Annotated in this window: 16 protein-coding genes; 2 read left to right on the top strand and 14 right to left on the bottom strand. The window is 59.1% G+C overall.

Going from position 1 to position 23,388, the window contains the following annotated elements; genetic code table 11:
* Nucleotides 1–331 precede the first annotated feature (331 nt).
* The 8 genes from AB5750_RS00480 to AB5750_RS00515 all read right to left on the bottom strand — a co-directional run bounded on the left by AB5750_RS00480 (nt 332) and on the right by AB5750_RS00515 (nt 14,203).
* Nucleotides 332–1,408 (bottom strand): DUF4179 domain-containing protein, encoded by a 1,077-nt coding sequence (locus AB5750_RS00480; RefSeq protein ID WP_368145033.1) that lies wholly within the window; start codon nt 1,406–1,408, stop codon nt 332–334.
* A complete protein-coding gene (locus AB5750_RS00485) occupies nt 1,362–1,877 on the bottom strand; it encodes an RNA polymerase sigma factor (protein WP_368145034.1) in 516 nt (171 codons plus the stop codon). Before AB5750_RS00485 ends, AB5750_RS00480 begins: the two co-directional genes overlap by 47 nt.
* A gap of 201 nt (nt 1,878–2,078) precedes the next feature.
* Nucleotides 2,079–6,554: a DNA-directed RNA polymerase subunit beta' gene (locus AB5750_RS00490; protein ID WP_368145035.1), complete on the bottom strand. Its 4,476-nt coding sequence runs from the start codon at nt 6,552–6,554 to the stop codon at nt 2,079–2,081.
* Between the two features lie 6 nt (nt 6,555–6,560).
* Nucleotides 6,561–10,052: a DNA-directed RNA polymerase subunit beta gene (gene rpoB, locus AB5750_RS00495; protein ID WP_199408647.1), complete on the bottom strand. Its 3,492-nt coding sequence runs from the start codon at nt 10,050–10,052 to the stop codon at nt 6,561–6,563.
* A gap of 287 nt (nt 10,053–10,339) precedes the next feature.
* Nucleotides 10,340–11,248, bottom strand: coding sequence for a UTP--glucose-1-phosphate uridylyltransferase (locus AB5750_RS00500; RefSeq protein WP_368145038.1), 909 nt, complete (start codon nt 11,246–11,248; stop codon nt 10,340–10,342).
* A 313-nt stretch (nt 11,249–11,561) separates the two neighbouring features.
* Nucleotides 11,562–11,939 (bottom strand): 50S ribosomal protein L7/L12, encoded by a 378-nt coding sequence (rplL, locus tag AB5750_RS00505; protein WP_006235005.1) that lies wholly within the window; start codon nt 11,937–11,939, stop codon nt 11,562–11,564.
* A gap of 102 nt (nt 11,940–12,041) precedes the next feature.
* A complete protein-coding gene (rplJ, locus tag AB5750_RS00510) occupies nt 12,042–12,563 on the bottom strand; it encodes a 50S ribosomal protein L10 (RefSeq protein WP_055250258.1) in 522 nt (173 codons plus the stop codon).
* 503 nt (nt 12,564–13,066) lie between these two features.
* Nucleotides 13,067–14,203, bottom strand: coding sequence for a pyridoxal phosphate-dependent aminotransferase (locus tag AB5750_RS00515; protein ID WP_368145039.1), 1,137 nt, complete (start codon nt 14,201–14,203; stop codon nt 13,067–13,069).
* A gap of 93 nt (nt 14,204–14,296) precedes the next feature.
* Between AB5750_RS00515 and AB5750_RS00520 the strand changes: the two genes are divergently transcribed.
* A complete protein-coding gene (locus AB5750_RS00520) occupies nt 14,297–14,959 on the top strand; it encodes a hypothetical protein (RefSeq protein ID WP_368145041.1) in 663 nt (220 codons plus the stop codon).
* Nucleotide 14,960: 1 nt separating this feature from the next.
* Here AB5750_RS00520 and AB5750_RS00525 read toward each other — a convergent pair whose 3' ends face one another.
* From AB5750_RS00525 to AB5750_RS00545, 5 genes are all read right to left on the bottom strand, one after another.
* Nucleotides 14,961–15,524, bottom strand: coding sequence for a uracil-DNA glycosylase family protein (locus AB5750_RS00525; protein ID WP_368145042.1), 564 nt, complete (start codon nt 15,522–15,524; stop codon nt 14,961–14,963).
* Between the two features lie 3 nt (nt 15,525–15,527).
* Nucleotides 15,528–16,904 carry an alpha-amylase family glycosyl hydrolase gene (locus AB5750_RS00530; protein ID WP_368145044.1) on the bottom strand — a complete coding sequence of 459 codons (1,377 nt, stop codon included), beginning with the start codon at nt 16,902–16,904 and terminating at the stop codon, nt 15,528–15,530.
* 153 nt (nt 16,905–17,057) lie between these two features.
* Nucleotides 17,058–18,254: an MFS transporter gene (locus AB5750_RS00535; protein ID WP_368145046.1), complete on the bottom strand. Its 1,197-nt coding sequence runs from the start codon at nt 18,252–18,254 to the stop codon at nt 17,058–17,060.
* A gap of 175 nt (nt 18,255–18,429) precedes the next feature.
* On the bottom strand, nt 18,430–19,182 hold the full coding sequence (locus tag AB5750_RS00540) for a hypothetical protein (protein ID WP_368145048.1): 753 nt from the start codon (nt 19,180–19,182) through the stop codon (nt 18,430–18,432).
* A 165-nt stretch (nt 19,183–19,347) separates the two neighbouring features.
* Entirely contained in the window at nt 19,348–20,721 is a 1,374-nt protein-coding gene (locus AB5750_RS00545; protein WP_117583084.1) for a family 4 glycosyl hydrolase, read from the bottom strand.
* A 175-nt stretch (nt 20,722–20,896) separates the two neighbouring features.
* Between AB5750_RS00545 and AB5750_RS00550 the strand changes: the two genes are divergently transcribed.
* Nucleotides 20,897–21,649, top strand: a complete 753-nt coding sequence (locus AB5750_RS00550) for a MurR/RpiR family transcriptional regulator (protein WP_158550125.1) — start codon at nt 20,897–20,899, stop codon at nt 21,647–21,649.
* 62 nt (nt 21,650–21,711) lie between these two features.
* Here AB5750_RS00550 and AB5750_RS00555 read toward each other — a convergent pair whose 3' ends face one another.
* Nucleotides 21,712–23,343, bottom strand: a complete 1,632-nt coding sequence (locus tag AB5750_RS00555) for a PTS transporter subunit EIIC (protein ID WP_368154873.1) — start codon at nt 23,341–23,343, stop codon at nt 21,712–21,714.
* Between the last annotated feature and the right edge of the window lie 45 nt (nt 23,344–23,388).

Genomic DNA, 23,388 nt, shown 5'->3' on the forward strand with positions numbered 1-23,388 from the left:
TGTGCGCATGGGCGGATTCCCGGCCCGGGCGGCCTGCGGTTTAAGTTTGCTGCTCTACAGTCCTGGCTCGCACGGAGGCCACATTAAGTGGCCTCCGGCTCGTGCGGAACTCGCGACAAACTTAAACCGCAGGCCGCCCGGTCCGGGAATCCGACATGCTCGTCGAGGCAACGCTACCTGCCAAAAAGGGACAGGTTTATTTTGGTCGGTTTTATCTGGGGAAACGTCGCGCTCCAGCGGTGATCTGCTCTCATCTGTCGCATGGAAATCGGCGGTGTTTCCATTTAACGCAAAAGAGGCCGCTTCCCCTAGTAGGAAGCGACCCCAAATCTTACGAATAGACGATGGTAAAGGGCTCTTTCGTTTCGGTCTCCCCTGTTGATGTATACCTCACAATTTCAAGGGTTACCGAGACAACTTGATCGACATCAATCAACTTCGTTGGCACCCAGATGTTCTCTCCGCTATTGCGCCCATAAGAAAAATATAAGTTGAACACCCCTGCGTCGTCATCTTCGATAATCTGCTCCGATCCATCCTTGTAGCTGACGGTCAGCTTATTATCAACTGCTTCATAGCCCAAATCATCGATGTGCGTCTGGATGGAAAACGGGCTAATCTCAAGAGGCGAGTCACCGGAGCGGAGTTCCTTTGTATCGACGTACGCTCCAATATTGAACTCGGGTGTCGACGCCTCAAACCGCCTCGCACTCTCACCTTCACCCTCGGTCCAATGGATATTCCAGGTGACAGCATGTTGCAAATCTCGCTCGCGATCCATAGCGGCAAAGTACATCGTGCCATTAATGACAGTATCGCTTGATGTGTCCTTATCAATTGTGCTGCGTGTGTCAGGCCATTCCTCGCCGAACTTCATATCGGGCGTGCCGATGCCCTGCTCTTCTTCACCATAGAGAACAAGTTCGCCAATCTCTGCTGCTGGCTTGTAGTAGTTAACTCCATTTGGATTGGACAACGTAAACGTCACGGCTCCGCAGCCGTTTTGGTCGATTGCCATCTCATGGATATCAAGTGTATAGCCGTTACCCTCGACGGACAGATTAACCTTCTGGACCGTGCCCTCCAGGCTTTGGGGCGCAATGCCGTCACCAAACTCTCTGGTGTAGGTGTATTTAGCCCCCGATGAGCCGCCGTTGGTCCAGGTAATGGAAACCCCGTTGCCATGGTTTCCCCAGGCTGAGGCAAAATATCTGGAATTGACAACGGCGTAGGCGACCCCTCCAGTCGCCAAAACTCCAGCGAGACATCCGATTACGGCAACATAGAGAGGCTTCGCGTGGCCCTTTCGATGAAGCGACTCACCCGCAGCGGTATTAAGGACGCGATCTGCAAGATCGCTATCAGCTTGGACGGACTCGAAGGCCTGCTTGATTTGGTTGGATTTCACGGTCGCCCTCCTCTAGGATGAACTTGAGCTTCGATCGACCACGAGCTAAACGCGTTCGAACGGTCGCGGCTGGCACATGCAGTAACTCGGCAATCTCTTGGGTCGAAAAGCCCAGATAGTAATAGAGCACGATGGGAACACGGAATCGCTCCGGAAGTCGCATAACGTCTGACAGGACCGCCTTGGTCTCATCCTGCGCCGCCGAAAGCGAATCGGCCAGGTTCTCAATATCCTCCACACGCCTCCATGGCTTTCGAAAGAGCGATTTACATTCATTGATCGTGACCCGGATAAGCCAGCGGCGAAGATGTTCCCAACTTTCAAAGTGTCCATCGCTTTTAAGCAACTTAAGAAAGACATCCTGGGCAATATCGTCGGCATCGGCACGATCGCGCAGGTACGTCAATGCGATTCGAAACACGACATCACGGTGATCCTCGACCGCCTGTCTAAATGCTTGTTCTTCCATAATCACCTCCCGGTGACGTTAATGATTCTTGCTGAGGCCCTCACCATAGATACGCTTTGACCGAACGAAATGTTTCAAATTCAAGCAGGAATAACCTACCAAAATAAACCTATCCCCTTTTGGCAGGTTTTCTTCAACAAAAAAGACCCGCTTCCCTGTTGGGAAACGGGTCTTTGGAAGGACGGTTAACGTACTAGGAAATTACTCCTCGTCGTTGTCCTTGGCCTCTTCGGCGTCGTCGGTGTCCACGAGCTGGTTGAGCAGCTCGTCGAGGGACGCCATGTCCTCGTTGATGGCACCGTTGGCGGGAGCCTTCTTGTCGTCGATCGGGGCGCCCAGGAGCTCCTCGTCGGCGTCGGCGTGATGCGTCGGAGCGGAGGTACCCAGCAGGATATCGTCCGGACCGTCGGGGCTAAAGACCATCTGCAGCAGCTGCGAGAGGTCTTCCTCGTCGGCAACGTCGTCGTTGTTCTCGAGGATGTAGAGCAGGTCGTGGGCCTCCAGGCCGTCACGGAGCTCCTCGATTGCCTTGGCACCGATACCATCGATGCGCAGCAGATCTTCCTCGGACTTGCCGACCAGGTCGCCGACCGTCTCGATGCCGACCTCGCTGAACTTGTTGGTCCAGCGCTGCGACACGCCCAGGTCGTCGAACAGGTACAGGCGAGCCTTCTCGGCGGAGATGGTGTGGCCGTTGCGGGTGAACGAACCGTCAGCACCACCGAACTCGTCGTAGCCGGCCCAGTCGAGCTGCTGCGGGAGCTGCTCGTCCAGGTCCTTGAGCTCAACCGGAGCCCACTCGGGCAGCGACTTGGCGTTAGGCGAAGCCGGGCCGTCGATGTCCACGTAGCCGTCGGCCGTGCGATACGTCAGCTTGGCGTTGGCGTACGGCTTGAGGCCGGTACCAGCCGGGATCTTCTTACCGACGATGACGTTGGACTTAAGGTCGAGCAGGTGGTCGACCTTGCCCTCGATGGCAGCCTCGGTAAGGACACCGGCGGTACGGATGAACGAAGCGCTCGACAGCCAGGAGTCGATGTTGGACGCGACCTTGAGCGTACCCAGGATGACGGGCTCGGCCACAGGAGCCTGACCGCCCAGACGGGCAACGCGCTCGACCTCGTCGGCGAACTCGTAGCGGTCGACGTACTGACCAAGCAGGTACTTGGAGTCGCCGGGGTTGGTGATCTGAACGCGACGCAGCATCTGACGTGCGAGCACCTCGATGTGCTTGTCGTTCAGGTCGACGCCCTGGCTGGTGTAGACGTCCTTGACGCTCTCGACGAAGGTGTGCATCGTCGACTCGATGTCGGTCAGCTTGCGCAGGTTGCGGAAGTTGACGAAGCCCTTGGTGATCTGGTCGCCGGCGCGAACCTCGCAGCCGTCCTCGATCTCAGGCATGAAGCGCACCGAAGCGGGGACGCGACGCTCGTCGAGGACACGGGTGTGATCCTCGGAGTCGGTGAGCGTCAGCACGTACTCGGACTTCTCGGGCTTAATCGAGAGGTGACCGGAGTACGGAGCCAGCTCGGCCTCGCGACCCAGAATCTTCTCGTTGACGTTGCCGACGATATCGAACATACGGCTGACCGTAGGCAGACCCTGCGTAATATCGTCGACGCCAGCGACGCCGCCGGAGTGAATGGTACGCATCGTAAGCTGCGTACCGGGCTCGCCGATGGACTGGGCAGCAATAATGCCGACGGCAGTACCGATAGCGACCGGGCGACGGGTGGAAAGATCCCAGCCGTAGCACTTCTGGCACACGCCGTACTTGGAGCGGCAGGTGAGCAGCGCGCGAAGCTTGACCTTCTTAAGGCCGGCATCGACCATCTTCTGGATGTCGGCGACCTTCTCGATGTAGCCGTCCTGCTCAAAGAGCACGGTGCCATCGGGGGCCACGACGTCCTCAATGAAGCAACGGCCGACGAGGTCGGTGTTGAGGTCGGTGGTGCCGGGGATGATGAGGTTGTAGGTGACGCCCTCGTGCGTACCGCAGTCCTCCTCGCGGACGATGACGTCCTGGGCCACGTCGACCAGACGACGGGTCAGATAACCAGAGTCCGAGGTGTGGGATGCGGTATCGACCAGGCCCTTACGGGCGCCGTAGGTCGAAATGAAGTACTCGAGCGGCAGCAGACCCTCGCGGAAGTTCGCCTTAATGGGAAGGTCGATCGTCTCGCCGGACATGTCCGCCATCAGGCCACGCATGCCGCCGAGCTGACGCAGCTGGGTCTTAGAACCACGGGCGCCGGAGTCGGCCATCATGTACAGCGGGTTCTCCTCGTCGAACATGTCGAGCATGAGCGCTGCGACCTTATCGGTACAAGCGGTCCACTCGTTAACGACTTCGATGTGGCGCTCCGTCTCGTTGATGAAGCCCTCCTCGAAGTACTCGTTGATCTGGTCGACGTTGGCCTGGGCGCGATCGAGCAGCTCCTGCTTCTCGGCAGGGATGAGAGCGTCCCACACCGAGATGGTGAGGCCGGCGCGGGTAGCGTAGTGGAAGCCGGAGTACTTGATGGCGTCGAGGATCGGGCCGACCTTGGCCTCGGGGTAACGATCGCAGCAGTCCGCAACCAGCTTGGCCACGTCGCCCTTGACCATCTTGTAGTTCATGAACTCATAGTCTTCGGGCAGGCACTGGCGGTTGAAGATGATGCGGCCGATAGAGGTCTCGAAGCGCGCGGTCTTGTTGCCGGTGACGTCGTAGTCGACAAACTCGTTCTTGCCGTTCTTGACGCGGAAGATACGGGTGCCGTCCTCGTTGATGACGTTGGCATCGGCAGCGGACACGCGGACCTGGATCTTGGCCTGCATGTCGACCTCGGAGCGGCAGTCATAGGCGTGCAGCGCGTCGTCGAAGCTGGCGAACACGTGGTTCTCGCCCGGCAGACCCTCGCGAACCTGGGTGAGGTAGTACACACCGATGATCATGTCCTGCGAAGGGATGTTGACCGGCTTGCCGGATGCCGGCGAGCGCAGGTTGTTCGCAGAGAGCATGAGCACGCGGGCCTCGGCCTGAGCCTGGCTGGACAGCGGCACGTGGACAGACATCTGGTCGCCGTCGAAGTCGGCGTTGAAGGGCGAGCAGACCAGCGGATGCAGGTGGATAGCCTTGCCCTCGACCAGCACCGGCTCAAAGGCCTGGATGGACAGACGGTGCAGGGTCGGTGCACGGTTGAGCAGCACGACGCGGCCGTCGATGACCTCTTCGAGGATGTCCCACACAAAGGTGGCACCGCGGTCGATAGCGCGCTTGGCGCCCTTGATGTTCTCGACCTTGCCAAGCTCGACCAGGCGCTTCATGACGAAGGGCTTGAAGAGCTCCAGCGCCATGGTCTTGGGCAGACCGCACTGGTGCAGCAGCAGCTTGGGGTCGGTAACGATTACCGAACGGCCGGAGTAGTCGACACGCTTACCCAGCAGGTTCTGACGGAAACGACCCTGCTTGCCCTTGAGGGCCTCGGCGAGCGACTTGAGCGGGCGACCGCCACGGCCAGAGACCGGGCGACCACGACGGCCGTTGTCGAACAGGGCGTCCACGGACTCCTGGAGCATGCGCTTCTCGTTGTTCACGATGATCGCAGGGGCGTCCAGGTCGAGCAGGCGCTTGAGTCGGTTGTTACGGTTGATCACGCGACGATACAGGTCGTTGAGGTCGGACGCGGCGAAGCGGCCGCCGTCGAGCTGGACCATCGGGCGCAGATCGGGCGGAATGACCGGGATGACGTCCAGGATCATGTTCGCGGGGCTGTTGCCGCCCTTCAGGAAGGCGTCAACGACCTCAAGGCGCTTGACGGCCTTCTCGCGCTTCTGCTTCTGGGAGTCCTCGTCGGCGATGATGGCCTTGAGCTTCTCGGCCTCGGAGGGGAGGTCGATGGCAGCGAGCAGGTCGCGAACGGCCTCGGCACCCATACCACCCTTGAAGTACATGGAGTAGTAACGGGTCATCTCGCGGAACAGCGGCTCATCGGAAATGAGGTCGCGCTCGGTGAGCTTCATGAAGGCGTTGAAGGCGTCCGTACGGAGCTGCTTCTCGTCCTTGCACTCTTCCTCGATGTCGACGATGCCGGAGGCGATCTCCTCGGGGGTCAGCGGCTCCTCGTCGGAGAACTCGTCGAAGTTCTCGGGGTTGCCCTGCTCCTTGAGGGACTCGATCTGGCGGGCGCACTCGGCATCGATCTCTTCCAGATCGGCGGCGAGCTCCTCGCGCAGGTCGTCAGCGTCGGCCTCGCGAGCCTCGTAGTCGACCTCGGTGATGATGTAGCTGGCAAAGTACAGAACCTTCTCGAGGTCCTTGGACTTGATGTCGAGCATACGGCTCATCGGGAAGCTCGTGGGGCTCTTGAAGTACCAGATGTGGGACACGGGAGCGGCGAGCTCGATGTGGCCCATGCGGTCGCGACGCACCTTGGCCGAGGTGACCTCGACGCCGCAGCGCTCGCAGACGATGCCCTTAAAGCGGATGCCCTTGTACTTGCCGCAGGAGCACTCCCAGTCCTTGGCGGGACCGAAGATCTTCTCGCAGAACAGGCCGTCCTTCTCGGGCTTGAGGGTACGGTAATTGATGGTCTCCGGCTTCTTGACCTCACCGTGCGACCAGGAACGGATCTGGTCGGCGGAGGCAAGGGAGATCTTTACCGAGTCAAAATCAGTAGCTTCGAAATCTGCCACAGTCAACTACTCCTTATCAGTGGTCGTGGCGGCGACAGCCTCGGGTGCCTCGGCGGTCTCGGCATCCTGGGCCTCGACGTCGGCGTCAACGCCGGCGAGCGCAGCCAGGTCGTCGAGAGCAGAGGTCTCCTCGGCGGTCACAGGTGCGGAGGCGTCCTCGTCGGCATCGTGCATGGGCTCGATGTCCAGTGCGAGGGAGCGAATCTCCTTGACGAGAACCTTGAAGGACTCAGGGATACCCGGGACAGGAACGTTCTCGCCCTTGACGATGGACTCGTAGGTCTTGACGCGGCCCACGGTATCGTCGGACTTGACGGTCAGGATCTCCTGCAGGACGTTGGAAGCACCGTAAGCGTACAGTGCCCAAACTTCCATCTCGCCGAAGCGCTGGCCGCCGAACTGAGCCTTGCCGCCCAGAGGCTGCTGGGTAACCAGGCTGTAAGGGCCGGTCGAACGGGCGTGGATCTTGTCGTCGACCATGTGGCCGAGCTTGAGGATGTAGGACGTACCCACGGTAATGGGCTCGCGGAACTCCTCGCCGGTGCGGCCGTCGAACAGACGGGTCTTGCCGCGCTCGTCAAGCTGGGTGACGAACTCGGGGCGCATGTGATCGCCAAAGGCAGCGGTGGCCTTGTTGAGCATGTTCTTGTTGGCACGACGGATGACCTCGGCGATCTCGTCCTCCTTGGCGCCGTCGAAGACGGGCGTGGCGGTGAAGAACGGACCGGGGACGTACTTGTCGGAGTCGGCCTGCTCGGTATCCCAACCGCAGGCAGCAGCCCAGCCAAGGTGGCACTCGAGCAGCTGGCCGACGTTCATACGCGAAGGAACGCCCAGCGGGTTGAGGATAACGTCGATCGGGGTACCGTCAGCCATGTAGGGCATGTCCTCGACCGGCAGAACGTTACAAATAACACCCTTGTTGCCGTGGCGGCCGGCGATCTTATCGCCCTGCTGGATCTTACGACGCTGGGCGACGTAGACGCGCACCTGCTCGTTGACGCCGGGGGCCAGGTCGTCGCCGTTCTCGCGGCTAAAGCGGACGACGTCGATGACGCGGCCGTAAGCGCCGTGAGGCATCTTAAGGGAGGTGTCGCGGACGTCGTGGGCCTTGGCACCGAAGATGGCGCGCAGCAGGCGCTCCTCGGCGGTCAGAGCGCTCTCGCCCTTAGGCGTGACCTTGCCGACCAAGATGTCGCCAGGGCCGACCTCGGCGCCGATGCGGATGATGCCGTCCTCGTCGAGGTTGGCAAGCATGTCCTCGGAGAGGTTCGGGATCTCGCGGGTGATCTCCTCGGGGCCGAGCTTGGTGTCGCGGGCGTCGATCTCGTGACGGGTGATGTTGATGGTCGTCAGCAGGTCCTCGGCCACCAGGCGCTCGGACACGACGATACCGTCCTCGTAGTTAAAGCCTTCCCACGGCATGTAGGCCACGGTGAGGTTCTGACCCAGTGCGAGCTCGCCGTGATCGGTCGAAGGACCGTCGGCCAGAGGCTCGCCCTGCTCAACGGTGTCACCAACGCGAACGAGCGGACGGTGGTTGATGCAGGTGGACTGGTTGGAGCGCTGGTACTTGGCCAGGTGGTACTCGTCCATGCCGCCGGCATGCTTGACGATGATCTTGGCGGCGTCGGCAAAGATGACCTCGCCGGCGTTCTTGGCCAGGGTGACCTCGCCGGAGTCCAGAGCGGCGCGACGCTCCATGCCGGTACCGACATAGGGAGCGGCGGGGTGAACCAGCGGCACGGCCTGACGCTGCATGTTGGCGCCCATCAGCGTACGCTTGGCGTCATCGTGCTCAAGGAACGGGATCAGCGTGGCTGCGACGGAGAGCATCTGACGCGGCGAGACGTCCATGTAGTCGACGTCCTCGACGGGCACGTCGGCGGGAGCGCCGAAGGAGCCGTCGAAGTCGCGGGTACGGGCGATCACGGTGTGCGGACGGACGATCTTACCCTCGGCATCGGTCGTGATGAACTCGTTGGTCTTGGGATCGAGCGGCGTGTTGGCCGGCGCGATGACGTGCTTCTCTTCCTCGTCAGCGGTCATCCAGTCGATCTGGTCGGTGGCAACGCCGTTCTCGACGCGGCGGAACGGGGCCTCGATGAAGCCATACTCGTTGACGCGGGCGTAGAGGGCGAGCGAGCCGATCAGGCCGATGTTGGGGCCTTCGGGGGTCTCGATCGGGCACATGCGGCTGTAGTGCGAATTGTGAACGTCGCGGACGGCCGTCGGCACGTTGGTGCGGCGGCTGGAGCCGGACTTGTGGCCGGCAAGACCACCAGGGCCGAGTGCGGACAGACGGCGCTTGTGGGTCAGACCGGTCAGGGGGTTCGCCTGGTCCATGAACTGCGAGAGCTGCGAGGAACCGAAGAACTCCTTGATGGAGGCCACGATCGGGCGGATGTTGATGAGCGACTGCGGGGTGATCTCGTCGATGTCCTGGGAGCTCATGCGCTCACGGACGACGCGCTCCATACGGCTCATGCCGATACGGAACTGGTTGGCGACGAGCTCGCCGACGGTACGGATGCGGCGGTTGCCGAAGTGGTCGATGTCGTCGACCTTGAAGCCCTGCTCGCCGGCAGCGAGGGACAGGAGGTAGCGCAGCGTCGCGACGATATCCTCGTCGGTGAGCACCGTGACCTCTTCCTCGGTGGTGAGATTGAGCTTCTTGTTGACCTTGTAGCGACCGACGCGGGCCAGATCGTAGCGCTGCGGGTTAAAGAGCAGGCCCTCGAGCAGGCTGCGGGAAGCATCCACAGTGGGAGGCTCGCCCGGACGCAGGCGACGGTAGATCTCGATGAGGGCGTCCTCGCGGGTGAGGGCGGTGTCGCGCTCCAGGGTGCGCTTGATCACATCGGAATTGCCGAGCAGCTCGATGATGTCGTCGTTGGTGACGGCGATGCCAAGGGCGCGCAGGAACATCGTGGCGCTCTGCTTGCGCTTACGGTCGATGGAGACCATGAGCTGGTCGCGCTTGTCGACCTCAAACTCAAGCCAGGCACCGCGGGACGGGATGATCTGAGCCTTGTAGATCTGCTTGCCCGAATCCATCTCGGAGCTGTAGTACACGCCCGGGGAACGGACGAGCTGCGAGACGACGATACGCTCGGTACCGTTGATGATGAAGGTGCCCTGATCGGTCATCATGGGGAAGTCGCCCATAAAGACGAGCTGCTCCTTGATCTCACCGGTCTCCTTGTTAGTGAGACGGACGTCGGTCAGAAGCGGAGCCTGATAGGTCATGTCCTTCTCGCGGCACTCCTCGACGGTGTGCGCGGGATCGCCGAACTGATGCTCGCCGAAGGTAACCTCGAGAACATGGTTCTGGCTCTGGATGGGGCTGGATTCCTTGAACGCCTCACGAAGGCCCTCGTCCTTAAAACGCTCAAAGGATTCCCTTTGAACAGAGATAAGGTTGGGGAGCTCCATGGCCTCCGGGATTTTCCCGAAGCTGACGCGCTTGCGCTCAGTGGCAGTGTATGCGTAGGTCACCAGGTTTTTCCTCCTTCACGGAAATGCTCGGTGGATTGGCGAGGCATAGCTTCGCCAGTTATCGCAACATAATAGTTTATCAGGTACCGACCGTTGAGCAAGAAAAGCCTTGACGTGATTGAGTTTTTGGAGTAGCAAAGTTTTTCGACAGAAAACACGCAGGTAGATGTATGTGTATCGAACATATGTTCATATATTTTCTGTGAACAGAGAGCCGGAAATCGCAGCTCTTATAAAAAACGGGCGCGAACCGAGGTCCGCGCCCGTAAATGTCGATGTCCGAAGGCTTACTTGCGCATCAATCCGCCGCGCTCGTCGATGGCGTCCCAGAAGGCGCCGGCAAAGCGGGGATCGCTTGCAGCCATGAGGGCGTTGGTGGCCATCCAGCCAGACGGGGTACCGGTATCGTAGCCCGACAGCGGGTCGATAACGACAGCATACATGGCCTCGCGATCGAGCGAACGTGCCATGGCGTCGGTCAGCTGGATCTCGCCGCCCTTACCGGCCCGCTGATCGGCCAGCAGATCCATGACCAACGGGCTCAGCAGGTAGCGACCAACGATGTACAGGTTGGACGGAGCCGCCTCGGGAGCGGGCTTCTCGACCAGACCGCCGATGCGCCAAACGGCGCCGGGCTCGTCGTCAGCGGCATTCTCGAAGCCCTCGAGAGAGCCCACGCGATCGCCGGCGATGACGCCATAGCGGCTGACTTCCTCGGGAGCGCACGCGGCAACGGCGATAACCGAAGCGCCACCGTGCTCCTTGGAAACGGCGAGCATCTTGTCGCAGATGTCGCGGTTAGGCACAACGTAGTCGCCCAGAAGAACCAGGAAGTTCTCCCCTGCCACAGCGTCGGCAGCAGAGCGAATGGCGTGACCGAGGCCCTTGGGCTCGTACTGATAACGGAAGTCGACCGGCATACCGCCCGCATGGGCGACAGCGTCGGCGTAGGCATCCTTACCGCGCTCGCGCAGCAGGTTCTCGAGCGAACGGTCGGGCTGGAAGTAGTTCAGCAGCTCGGGCTTGCCGGGCGAGGTAACGATGATGGCGTCGTCGACCTCCTCGGGGTCGAGCGCCTCCTCGACGACATACTGGATGACCGGCTTGTCGAGAACCGGCAGCATCTCTTTGGGCGTGCACTTGGTGCCAGGCAGAAAACGCGTGCCAAGACCGGCGGCGGGGATGATTGCCTTCATATTATTCAAGGATCCTTTCGCAGGCGCAGGATGCGCCCTGTGCGTGCGGCACGGCGGCCGCAGACCAAATTGCGATACCGAATTATCTTACCGCTGCTAATTAACGTTAATGCAGGCAAGCGCCATTCTTCAGCAGGTCAACGCAAATTATTGCTCGAATGGTGCAATTTTATCGCCCAACGGTAGCGACCCCAAAGCACCGCAAACGACGGCAATTTGCATGCGGAGCCCGCAAAATAGAGGGGTTATAACAAAAAAGACGGGGCTCGCAATGCGAACCCCGTCTGCAAAGAAATCTGGCGAGAAAGCCTGATTACTTGAGGGTGACAGCAGCGCCAGCAGCCTCGAGCTTCTCCTTGGCAGCCTCGGCGTCCTCCTTCTTGGCACCCTCGAGAACAGCCTTGGGAGCGCCCTCGACGACCTCCTTGGCCTCCTTCAGGCCAAGGTTGGTGAGCTCACGGACGGCCTTGATGACCTGGATCTTGTTGTCGCCGAAGCCCTCGAGCACGACGTCAAACTCGGTCTTCTCCTCGGCCTCAGCAGCGCCAGCAGCGGGAGCGGCGACAACAGCGGCAGGAGCAGCGGCGGAAACGCCGAAGGTGTCCTCGATAGCCTTGACGAGCTCGGAAGCCTCGAGAAGGGTCATTTCCTTAAGAGCATCGATGATCTCATCGGTGGTAAGCTTAGCCATTTCTAAGTCCTTTCGGTTTCCGTGCGGATGCACGGAGATCAGTTAAAACACGGCGCGAATGCGCCAGGGGTGCGGCGTTGCCGCCGCGGGTGAAAACAGCGACTAGGCTGCCTTCTGCTCGGAGACCTGCTGGATCGAACGAGCGAGACCAGAGGAAACGCCGTTGACGCAGACAGCGATGTCGCGAGCGAAACCGGAGATGAGACCGGCGATCTGGCCGAGAAGCTGATCCTTGGTGGGCAGCTCGGCGATAGCCTTAACATCATCAGCGGAAACGGCCTTGCCGTCGGAGATACCGCCCTTGATCTCAAGGACGCCCTTGGACTTAGCGGAGAAGTCCTTAAGGGCCTTAGCGGCCTCGACCGGCTCGGTCTCGTAGAACACATAAGCGACGGGGCCGGCGAGGATCTCGTCGATCTCGGGCTGCTCCTGGTTCTTGAGAGCGATCTTGACCAGGTTGTTCTTGTAGACCTTCATCTCGGCGCCGCACTCGCGAAGCTGATGACGCAGCTCCTGAGCCTGCTTAACCGTCAGACCGTTGTAGTTGACGACGAACAGACCGGCGTTCTCGGCGATACGGGACTCGATCTCTGCAACCTTGTCGATTTTGTACTGCTGGGGCATGAATTACACCTCCTCGAATTCTTTCCGGGCACGGTCCGCCACAAGGACGTGACGGGGGCATGTCCAAAAAGAAAGCCCCCGCGCTGCATGAGCGACGGGGGCGAGAAGACATATCTACTCGACCACCTCGGCTGGCGGGATATCCCATTAAGCTCGCGGGCGATGCCCGTTTGCGCCGGCTGTCTCTGGCAGCGGATTCGTGCGTGAACCGAAAGTATTATGGCGGGGACCCCGGCGTCGGTCAACGGAAAACCGGGCTGCACACAATTCCACCATCCGGCCGCGCCGCCGAAGGCCAGGCGCAAGGTTTTCGCTCGGTCAAGTCCTGGCTCGCACGAAGAGCACATTAAGTGCTCTTCGGCTCGTGCGGAATCTACGAAAACCTTGCGCCTGGCCTTCGGCGGCGCGGCCTGCGTTGACTTTGGGCAGCCCGGGTTTTCGTTGGCTGACGCCCCCACTCATAATGCTTGGGTCGGTGGGCTGATGCGTTGCGTCCCGTTGGGCTATAAGGTTGAAATGAAGGTGGACAGGCGGTGGAGGCCTTCGTCCAGGTTTTCGTCGGAAACGCAGTAGCTTAGGCGGATGTGGCCTTCGGTGCCGAAGCAATCTCCGGGGACTAGGGCTACGTTTGCCTCTTCGATGGCTTTGATGCAGAAGTCTTCGCTGGTTAGGCCGAACTTTTTGATGCTCGGGAAAGTGTAGAAGGCTCCTGCGGGCTCTACCACGTCGAGGCCCATGGCGTTTAAGGCTTCGAGTACACGCTCGCGGCGGGCTCGGTAGACTTTGAGCATGGGGGTTGGGTCGACGGTCAGGGCTCGCGCTGCGGCGTCCATCTCAAAGGAGACGGCACTCGATACTAGGTATTGGTGGGCTTTTGCGATCTCGGCAATGACGGGGGCTGCCGCTGCGAGCCAGCCCAAGCGCCAGCCGGTCATGGCCCAAGGTTTGGAGAAGCTCTCGATAACCACTGTCTGCTCGCGTAGCTCCGGGTGGCGCTGGGCAAATCGCTCGTAGCCATCCGCATAGACTAGGCGGTTATATACGTCGTCGCAGACCACGTAGATGCCCGCCTGCTCTGCCACGTGTGCCACGGCGTCGAGCGATGCCGCATTGAGGATGCAGCCCGTAGGATTGTTGGGCGTGCAGATGACGATGGCCTTGGTCGCCGGCGTCACGCAAGCACGAAGTGCGTCCTCGTCAATCTGGAATTGCGCAGGCTCCGTATCCAAAAAGACCGCTTTGGCGTGATTGGCCACGACGATGCTCTCGTACAGGCCAAAGGCCGGCGTGGGGATAATGACCTCGTCGCCGGGGTTGAGCATGGCCATGAATGTTGCCGACAGGGCTTCGGTCGCGCCGTCGGTCAGGATGACCTCATCGGCGGAAAACGCCAGGCCTGCGTCCCCCATGTAGGCAGACAGCGCCTCACGCAGGGCGGGGCGGCCGTTGTTGGGCGGATAGTGCGTGTCGCCGCGATCCAACGAAGCGGTCACCTCGGCGCTAATCACATCGGGCGTGGGAAAATCGGGTTCGCCGAGCGCAAGCGCGATGCACCCTGGGTGCTGGGCGGCGAGCGCGTTAATCCGACGGATGCCGGAGGGCTTGAGCGTGGCAAGCGAGGTATTCATAGGCAGACGCATGGCGTTCCTTTCGTAAGGGTTGCACTAGGATAGCGCGGCGAGGCGCCGTCAGACGGTGTAACCTAAACGGAAACCGACCGGAAAGGAGGCGGCATGGAGACGACCGCACGCGGCGATAAGCCCAAAACGCTGCAAACCATTGTGTATATCAGTATTCCCAATAGCGCTGATCTTGAGTTTTTGCTCTGGGACCTGCAGGATGCCATCGCTGCCTATGCACAGCTTTCTGGCACCGCGCTCCCCCACTCGGTTGATTTGGAGGCGGACGATGCCGGCTGCGTTGTCGATGGCATCGTGCTCGCTGTTGATGATGCATTTGATGATGAGGCCATGATCGCTGTCGAGCAGATACTCGATCGCCTTGGGAATACAGAGACACGCATCTATGTCGTCATTCTTGCTGGGTCCGAGGACGCCGAACGGGCACACGAAACCGCTGCGCGGCTGCGTCGGGCCTGCCGTCTTCGTGACCTGGCGTGGTGCAACGGCGTTGTCGTCTGTGCCGGCAGCGGCATTGCGGCTCTTCGCCACTCACCGCGCATGGGACTCCTACGACGGCCATTTTCGGAAGCGATGGATAAACTTGTGGGCGCTGTGCGCATGGGCTGCTCCATTGAGCATGCGCAGCTGCTTGGCGGCGGCAATGCCGATAGCGTCGATGCCGACGGCATGGTGCGCGTCGAGCCCGCCGTGCCCGCACCAATCTGGCGCGCCATCATCAAACGCCTCGGCGCCCATGCTCAATCAAGTATCTAAATTAGAGAGCGACCCAGTCAACTGACTCGCGCCAGCGCTCGACAAGCCGCTCCAGGCGCCAGGCCGCATTGGCAGGACTTGTCGAGGGCAGGACGATGGCGGGCAGCCCGGTGCGTTCTTGTAGATAGCGCTTGTAGAGCCGGCCAGCTGTGCCACCGTTGCATATCACCTGCTCAATGGGAGCCACGTCGGTAATGCACTCGATATGTGCCGGCACAACGTTGCGAATGCTCGCATCACTCGAGCCCTTAATGTCGCAGCTCTCAATCACATCCCACAGGGCTACGCCGCCGTTCAGCAGCATGGCCCGCTTGACGGCAATCGAGGCATCGAGCGTCGCGGGCTCACCGCTTGCCAAAGGATCGCCCTCGTTGGGCGGCACGGGCACACCGAGGCACGCGGCCATGACCCGCCAAAAGCGGTTCTGGGGGTTGCCGTAATAAAAGGCATTGGCGCGCGAAAGCACCGAGGGAAACGACCCCAGCACCAAAACGCGCGAGCGCTGGTCGAACACGGGCTCGAACCCATGCTCAATATGTTGATAGCCCTCGTCGGACGCAGCCATGGCCTAGGCCCTCAACAGATAGCGCACCTCGTAGGGCGCAAGCTCAAGCGCGCCCGTCAGCTCGACCGTGGGTGCATCGTCGGCAAGCAGGTCGACAAAGGAGTTGTTGAGTTCGCCGGCTCCAAAGGTGTAAGGCTCGTCCACAGCGTTCACCGCTACGAGCACCGTCGCGCCGTCGCAGGCGCGTTCGAACAGCAGCTGCTTGTTCTGGATCACCACGTTGCGGTACGCGCCGTAGTTGAGAGCACGGGCCGCCGCGTCGTCGGCCGAGCGAAGGTGCGCAAGCTGCGTGATGAACGCCGTCAGCTCGTTGGGCGCAGGCTCATCGAGCGCAGGGCGCAGCGCCCAGTCGCCATCGGGGCCACCCTTTTCGCCAGCAATTCCCCACTCGCTGCCATAGTAGACGCACGGAATGCCCGGCATGCCAAAGAGCATGCCATAGGCGGGACGCAGGCACGACTTGTCGGTGAGGATGCTTGCCAGGCGCGGCACGTCGTGGTTGTCGACAAACGACAGCAGATGCTTGCCGCGGTAGATGCACCAGGGGTCGCCACCAAACTGACGGTGCAGCGAGTGCGCGATCTCGAACATGTTGACCGAGTTAAAGCTGGAGTACAGGCCCTTGTAACATTCGTAGTTGGTGCAGGAGTCGAGCATCTCGTCGTTGACAATCTGGTTGTAGTCGCCGTGGAGCGTCTCGCCGATCAGCACGAAGTCGGGCTTGAGCTCACGGGCAAAGCTATGCAAACGACGCATGAAATCGCGGTCGAGCATGTAGGCAACGTCCAGGCGCAGGCCATCGACACCAAAGACGTCGGCCCAGCGGCGCACGGACTCGAGCAGGTAATCGACCACAGCGGGATTTTGCAGGTTGAGCTTCACAAGCTCAAAATGGCCTTCCCAGCCCTCGTACCAAAAGCCGTCGCCATAGCAGGAGTCGCCGTCAAAGCTAATGTGGAACCAATCCTTGTAGGGCGAGTCCCACTTGCGCTCCTGCACATCACGGAAGGCCCAAAAGCCACGACCGACGTGGTTGAAGACGGCATCGAGCACCACGCGGATGCCGTGGGCATGCAGCGTGTCGCACACGGCGGCAAAGTCGGCGTCCCCACCCAGGCGGCGGTCGATGTGGCGCAGGCTGCGTGTATCGTAGCCGTGGCTATCGGACTCGAGCGGCGGGTTGATGAGCACAGCGCCAACGCCGAGTTTTTGCAGGTAGTCGGCCCATTGGGCGATTTTCATGATAGGAGCATCGGGGTTGGGCGCGGTGCCGGCAGCTTGAGCAAGCTCATCCTCGGCAACGGGTGCGGCGTTTTCGCGCGGGGCTCCGCAAAAGCCCAGCGGATAGATCTGATAGAACGTCGTCTCGTATGCCCACATAGCAACCTCCCGGTAAGCTCAACACAACGACATCCATTGTATGCCCGGCTTGTATCCACTCCCCCAAAATAAGTTGCGGTGGAATAGTTCCTGCTTGGGCCTTCAGAGACCTTAAACAGGAACTATTCCACCGCAACTGATGAGGGGACATGATTAGGCAACGAGCTTGGCGCGGCGTATGGCTGGGAACAGTACGGTGATGGCGAGGATGACGCCCACGACGGTAATCGCCCCGCCCACGAAGCCAATGCAAGCGATACCAGGACCCGAAACCACGGCGCCACCGATTGCGGTGCCCGTGCCGATACCCAGATTGAACAGGCCCGAGAAGATCGACATGGCGACGGCCGACGAATCCGCCGGCGTGTACTTGATGAGCTCGGCCTGAAACGCCACGTTAAAGGCCGTGGAGCAGCAGCCCCATAGCGCGCAAACAGCGAGAACGGCGACGAGCGACGGTGCAACCGGACCCATGAGCAGCAGGGCCACAGGCACGCCGGAGAGCGTGATAGCCAAGAACGGGAAGCGGTGCCCGTCGAACAGGCGGCCAAACAGCCAGCTGCCCACCAGACCGGAGAAGCCAAACGCCGTCAGCGTCATGGTGATGGCGCCCGCGTCGACGTGTGCGACCTGCGCCAGGAAAGGCTCAATGTAGCTGTAGCTTGCGTAATAGCCGGTCGCCATAAAAACCGTGACCGCGTAGAGCGCGACCAGGAACGGGTTCTTGAGCAGCTCGGGCAGCTGTTTGACGGTAAAGCGCTCGCCCGCCGGCATGGCCGGGAACACCGCGGCCTGGTAGACGACCGCGATGGCTGAGAGGGCCCCGACCACGGCAAACGTCATGCGCCAGCCCACGGCCAGCCCGATGGCGCGGCCGATCGGCAGGCCAAAGATCTGCGCGATGGACGAGCCCGTGGCGATCATGCTGATGGCGAGCGCCCCGTGGCGACTGTCGACCAGGCGCGAGGCCATAATCGAGGCGACCGACCAGAACACGGCATGCGCGCAGGCGACCACCAGACGTGCGCAAACCAAAATAGGATAGGTGGGCGCCACGGCGGACAGGAACTGGCCCAGCGAGAACACGGCGAGCACGCCGAGCAGCATCCGCTTGAACTCAAAGCGCGAGGCAAACACCATAAGCGGCAACGACAGCAGCATGACGCCCCAGGCGTAGACCGAGATCATGATGCCGGCCTGGGCCTCGGTGAGCGAGAACGACGCGGCAATATCAGTCAGAAGGCCAATGGGCATGAACTCCGACGTGTTGAATACGAATGCGCAACAGGCGAGCCCGATAAGCGGGAGCCACTGTCTGGGTGCGATACCACCTTGCTTTGTTTGAGCCATATAGGAAAACCTCTCCGATTATCTTGAGCGGTGGGCGATTATAGCAATGAGAAGTCTATAAAATACGCAACAACAGAATTCTTGGAAAACGATCGTTAACAGACGGCGCGCCAATTCTGCTTAGAAAGCAAGGTACGCAGGAACTCAATGTCGAAAACGCGGCTTCATCTTCGGGCTATCGCGCCTGCTCGGATACGCACAAGGACACCCCCATGAGCACGTCAATTTCGAGCCAACTCGCAACCGCACAATGAACTAGCAAAAGCAGCATATAAGCAAACGCCCCATAATATAGTCCCTCATGTACAAGCGCCGTCACTGAAAGTGCCGCCGGGAGCGCCGCACTCGAAACTGCCCATCCAACAAGAACCTGGATTGCGCAACTTGCAACCAGGTTCCATGCCACCAGCAGCGTTGCGGGACGCGCGATTTCTCTGCAGGAGGAACGAAGCACCGTGACCGAACGCATGATGTAGCGTGGTGCAAACCGAATGCCTCGTAGTCCCCTCTGCTCCACGTCCGCATCTTCAATCAACACGAATACGAACGACGCGGAAAGAAGCGTCACGATTACTGCCACCACAAGCGAGCACAACACCCCGAGCTGACTGCTCGCAAGCGAGGCAAAGACTACAATTGCCGATAAAATCAAGTGAACCAAATAAATTAGTAACGCCCCAGAAATCTGGAGGGGAACCGTCGAGGCCAAGAGACAAACCGGAGGGGTTCGAACAGGTTGCACCGTCTCTTTGGACCGGTCGACGGCAAATAATGAAAAAGCCACATTCGATAGAAGCAGGTTTAAAAAGGCCGCGACCACAGTGCAAATAAGCGTAATTGACGGATTGATATAGGCGAGCTCAGTTGCAACGTTTGATACACCAATTTGAAGCGCGCTCATAACAAACAAGGGGATATATAACGCCATCGTGCAGCCACTCCGGCATCCCTTCGCCCGATCGCCCGATTCCAGAAAGACATTGAAGTTCTCTCGCAAGTTCACTCTATACCCGTTTTCTTACTAGGCAGGGCGAACGGGCGCCAATATAAACGCCGGTCCGCCCATCCATAATTTCTAGTTTTAACGTCCAGACTAGTCTGTCCAGCCGTCGATGTAGTCGCGGTTAAGCTCAAAGTACTGCGCGGCGATATCTTTCGCCAAGGAGTACGAATTAACGAGCGGGTGCATCGCGAGGCTCTCGACAATGTCGCGCTTCGATCGGTTAACGATGCCACGCGCCACGGTGCGCTCGTAGTACTTGACGCGACGAATCAATTCGAGGTTTCCCGCGGGCACAGAATCGGCTTCGACGCGATGCGGTACACAGCCATCGGTGGAGATATCGCACGTTGACTCAATGACATCTGTATCGAGAAGGCCGGGGATGGCGCCATTGTTGGGGGTGCACAGGATCATCTGCTGCGTCTTGCCAGAGCGAGCAATATCCATGAAACGGAGCGCGACACCTGCGTATCCGCCAGCATCTTTGCCGTACACGTCAAACGTCCACGGCTTGTCGCGGTGAATACCAGTCTCGGCCGCCATGTAGTTGTTTTCGCGCATTCCGTACCACTTCTCAAAGCACGCGAGGCCCTTTTCGAAGTCGTTCTCAATATCGATAGATGCAAGCTCGCTCGTCATTTCTCGATTAATTTCTTCGATTAGTTCGCCGCGCGTCTGGGGCGAAGAGAGAACGTTGGCAACGGCGCGCTCGCGATAGTAGAAATAGTATAGGTACTCATTTGGCACGCATCCGCGATTTAGAACGAGATCCTTCTCGAAGAACCTAAGATCTGTATGAGCATATGCCCCGTCGTCGTGGATCAAGTCGGGCATGATGTCCTCGCCGTCAACCGTCACATTGCGGAAGAACGAGAGGTGGTTGAGTCCATAGCACTCGCCCTGAACCGATGCGGGATCAACGCCTTTATACTCGGCAAACTGATGCAACATGCCCGAGGGGGCATCGCAAATGCCATAAGTAAAATCATAGCCCATATCGCGTAGGGCCTGAGATACGACGCCAGCGGGATTAGTAAAGTTAAACACCTTGACGCCCGGCTTTGCGTACTTCTTGATTAACTCGCAATACGAAGCAAGCGCAGGGACGGAGCGCATGGCAAAAGACACGCCGGCTGCGCCAGTCGTTTCTTGGCCAAGAACCCCATGTGAAAGAGCAATGCGCTCATCGCGAACGCGCATATGGTCCCCACCGACGCGAATCGTCGTGATCACGTAATCGGCGTCCTTAACGGCCTCGACTGCATCACCCGTCAGTGAAAAATTAAGCGTGGGGCAAAGCATGCCCGAGACATGGGCGGCAAGGCCACCGTAGATGCGCAGCTTCTCGGGATCATTGTCCATAAACACAAGTTCGTCGATCCCAAGCGATGACGCCTGCTGGGCTATGCTCTTTGCCAAAAACATGGAGCGGACGCCACCGCCGCCTATGACCGTAAGTTTCATATCGAAACCCCCAATTAGCACATTCAATATTGCATGGTTCGCCTGTGTATGGATATTGTATCCAGCATGGAGGGCCGCTTCCCGCCCCGGCTGCAAGGCGGGAAAGGAATTCCCCAAGGAGTTATTATTTACGCAACGGAAGCGGCCGCACACGTCCGGCGGGAAGGGAGCACCGATGGTTGATAAAAAGCAGATTTCCAAGCTCTACTCAGCCGCAAAGCTATCCGAAACCGAGCAAAGCGTACTCGAATACCTACTCAACAATATCGACACCCTCGATGATATTGGCATAAAACCCGTCGCCATGGCATGCTTTACCAGCATGACGACAGTCATCAGGCTTTCGAAAAAGCTCGGCTACCGTGGCTACCGCGAAATGATGTACGATCTCAAGCACCTTCAGCATGTCTCCCGCGAAATGAATCAATCACTCAAAGACAGTAGTGTCCACTTCGTATGCCATACCGGAGATGTAGACGTATTCATCGCCGCACTGCATCGCAACAGAATGATCGGAGTAAACGGAGAGGGCTTCTCACGCATCGTTGCGCAGTACATGGCGACCAAGCTCGTTGGACTTGGCTTTTTGGCCGTCATACAGGACTTCCTAGAAACCGATCAGTTTGTCGAATCCAACCGAAATACGCTCAGCTGCATGATGCTCATATCCAAATCGGGCCAGACAGAAGCCATCCTGGAAACCGCAAGGGCATGCCACGACGCGGGCATTACGACCCTCGCTTTTACCGGCAACGAAGACAGCGAGCTCGCCAAGACGGCAGACGCGATCTTTACGATACATGACGATCACCCAATGGATCTTAAGAACGTTAAGCCTAACTGCTTTACCGGAAGTTGCATTCTCGCATTCGAAGAACTATTGAGTATCTGCCTTGACAATCTAAAACAAGAAGGCTTGGCCCCCTAAATCATGCGATAGGAAGCCAAGCCCTGGAATTGCACTATGCAATTGCAAGCCACTTGCGCGTTTTACTCGTCACCGAGAACGTCGTGCACCTCAGAAGCGACTTCGCCGACACGAGGACCGTAAACGACCTGGATTGCCTTGTCGCTCAGGCGGATAACGCCCATAGCTTCAAGATTCTTGGTGAACACCTCGTCGTCTGCAACCTTAGAACCATCCTTGACAATCACGCGAAGACGTGAGATGCAGTTGTCAAGATCATCAATGTTGTCGGCTCCACCAAGCGCTTCGACAATGCCGACAGCAAGCGCGCTGTCCTTGGTCGCATGGCCCTGGACTGCCTTCTCGGGAGTGCTACCAGACTCGCCCTTTGCCTCAGCGGCCTTTGCCTCGAACTCGGCTCTGCTGTTGATCAACTCAATATCGTCACCATCATCTCGACCGGGCGTCTTGATATCGAACTTAGTAATAAAGAACCGGAAGAGAAAGAAAGCTGCCAGGAAAAAGGCGGGGAGCAGAATAAGGTACGGAAGCAGATTAAGCTTCTCGGGGCGGAATAAGAATGGGATCAGGTCCTTGATATTTCCCTGGTACACCGAAACGCCCATTGCTTCCGAGAGAACTTCACCCAGTCCGGAAAGCGGAGCGTAAACGCCAAAGTAGAGCCAGGGGGCGGCAAACAGGAACGTAAAGAGAATAGGCTCCGTAACACCAAAGAAAACAGTCGAAATCACTGTGGGGATTAAAAGACCAGCAACCTTCTTGCGGTTCTGGGGCTTGGCACAAGACCACATAGCAAGGGCGATGCCCGGGAACAACGCATAATCGTTAATGCCATAACCAGCCATGAAGGCCCTAACCAAGAGCTTGTCGCTGCTGGGAGAAGCGAGCTGTGCAAGCTGAATGGCGCTATTGCCCACCACGCGCGTTCCATCGACGACCATGGAGCCGCCAAGCTCAGTCCAATACATGGGCGTCTCGAGCAGCGGATGCAAGCCAAACGGCACAAGGCTCTCGAGCACCCAGCGATAGACAAACGTACCGACCAGACCGGAGCCTTTCACGAACGTCGCAATACCCGAAAAGCATCCACCGATGACGGGCCAGACGAAGTACATGATGCCGCCCAGGATGCCACCGGCGACCAGCGATACAATGGGGACCGTTCGACTGCCCGCAAAAAACGCCAGCGCCGTTGGAAGCTTGGTCTTGTAAAAACGGCCGGTGATCCAAGCGACCAGGCAGCCCACGATAATGCCGCCAAAGACACCAGAGCTGTAGCCAAAAAAGCCGAGCGAGGTAGTGTAGAGTGCGGACTGCTCACTCGCCTGAATGGACGTAAGGCCGATCTTCTGAAGAGCTTCCACCGTTGTATTGTCGGCAGCCAAGCCAGCTGCTCCAAGCAGAATCTCAACCGTCTTGAGCATGGTGAGATAGCAGACAAGGGCAGAAAAGGCAGCCCAGCCCTTCTCTTTGCGAGACAAGGAGAAGGCGCAGCCGACGGCAAACAAAACACCGAGGTTTCCAATGATTACCTCGCCGAGACCCTTAAATACCGAGAAGAACGTAAAGAGCGGCGAAGCGGCATACCAGTCCCAATTAACGCCAAGGGACACAAGGGTCAGTTCGGTCGTAAAAACGCTACCGATACCCAAAAAGAGACCGGAAATGGCAATGAGCGTAATCGGAACGAGCATTGCCTTTCCGAACGATTGGAATTTTTCTTTCATCAATTCCCTCCT

It is taken from the genome of Collinsella aerofaciens (assembly GCF_040926185.1).
GTDB classification, from domain to species: domain Bacteria; phylum Actinomycetota; class Coriobacteriia; order Coriobacteriales; family Coriobacteriaceae; genus Collinsella; species Collinsella aerofaciens_BC.

Bases quoted from the DNA above. Each gene is read 5' to 3' on its own strand.
- AB5750_RS00485 (WP_368145034.1), bottom strand. From the start codon at position 1,877: ATGGAAGAACAAGCATTTAGACAGGCGGTCGAGGATCACCGTGATGTC.
- AB5750_RS00500 (WP_368145038.1), bottom strand. From the start codon at position 11,248: ATGAAGGCAATCATCCCCGCCGCCGGTCTTGGCACGCGTTTTCTGCCT.
- rplL (WP_006235005.1), bottom strand. From the start codon at position 11,939: ATGGCTAAGCTTACCACCGATGAGATCATCGATGCTCTTAAGGAAATG.
- rplJ (WP_055250258.1), bottom strand. From the start codon at position 12,563: ATGCCCCAGCAGTACAAAATCGACAAGGTTGCAGAGATCGAGTCCCGT.
- AB5750_RS00515 (WP_368145039.1), bottom strand. From the start codon at position 14,203: ATGCGTCTGCCTATGAATACCTCGCTTGCCACGCTCAAGCCCTCCGGC.
- AB5750_RS00520 (WP_368145041.1), top strand. From the start codon at position 14,297: ATGGAGACGACCGCACGCGGCGATAAGCCCAAAACGCTGCAAACCATT.
- AB5750_RS00525 (WP_368145042.1), bottom strand. From the start codon at position 15,524: ATGGCTGCGTCCGACGAGGGCTATCAACATATTGAGCATGGGTTCGAG.
- AB5750_RS00530 (WP_368145044.1), bottom strand. From the start codon at position 16,904: ATGTGGGCATACGAGACGACGTTCTATCAGATCTATCCGCTGGGCTTT.
- AB5750_RS00535 (WP_368145046.1), bottom strand. From the start codon at position 18,254: ATGGCTCAAACAAAGCAAGGTGGTATCGCACCCAGACAGTGGCTCCCG.
- AB5750_RS00540 (WP_368145048.1), bottom strand. From the start codon at position 19,182: ATGGCGTTATATATCCCCTTGTTTGTTATGAGCGCGCTTCAAATTGGT.
- AB5750_RS00545 (WP_117583084.1), bottom strand. From the start codon at position 20,721: ATGAAACTTACGGTCATAGGCGGCGGTGGCGTCCGCTCCATGTTTTTG.
- AB5750_RS00550 (WP_158550125.1), top strand. From the start codon at position 20,897: ATGGTTGATAAAAAGCAGATTTCCAAGCTCTACTCAGCCGCAAAGCTA.
- AB5750_RS00555 (WP_368154873.1), bottom strand. From the start codon at position 23,343: ATGCTCGTTCCGATTACGCTCATTGCCATTTCCGGTCTCTTTTTGGGT.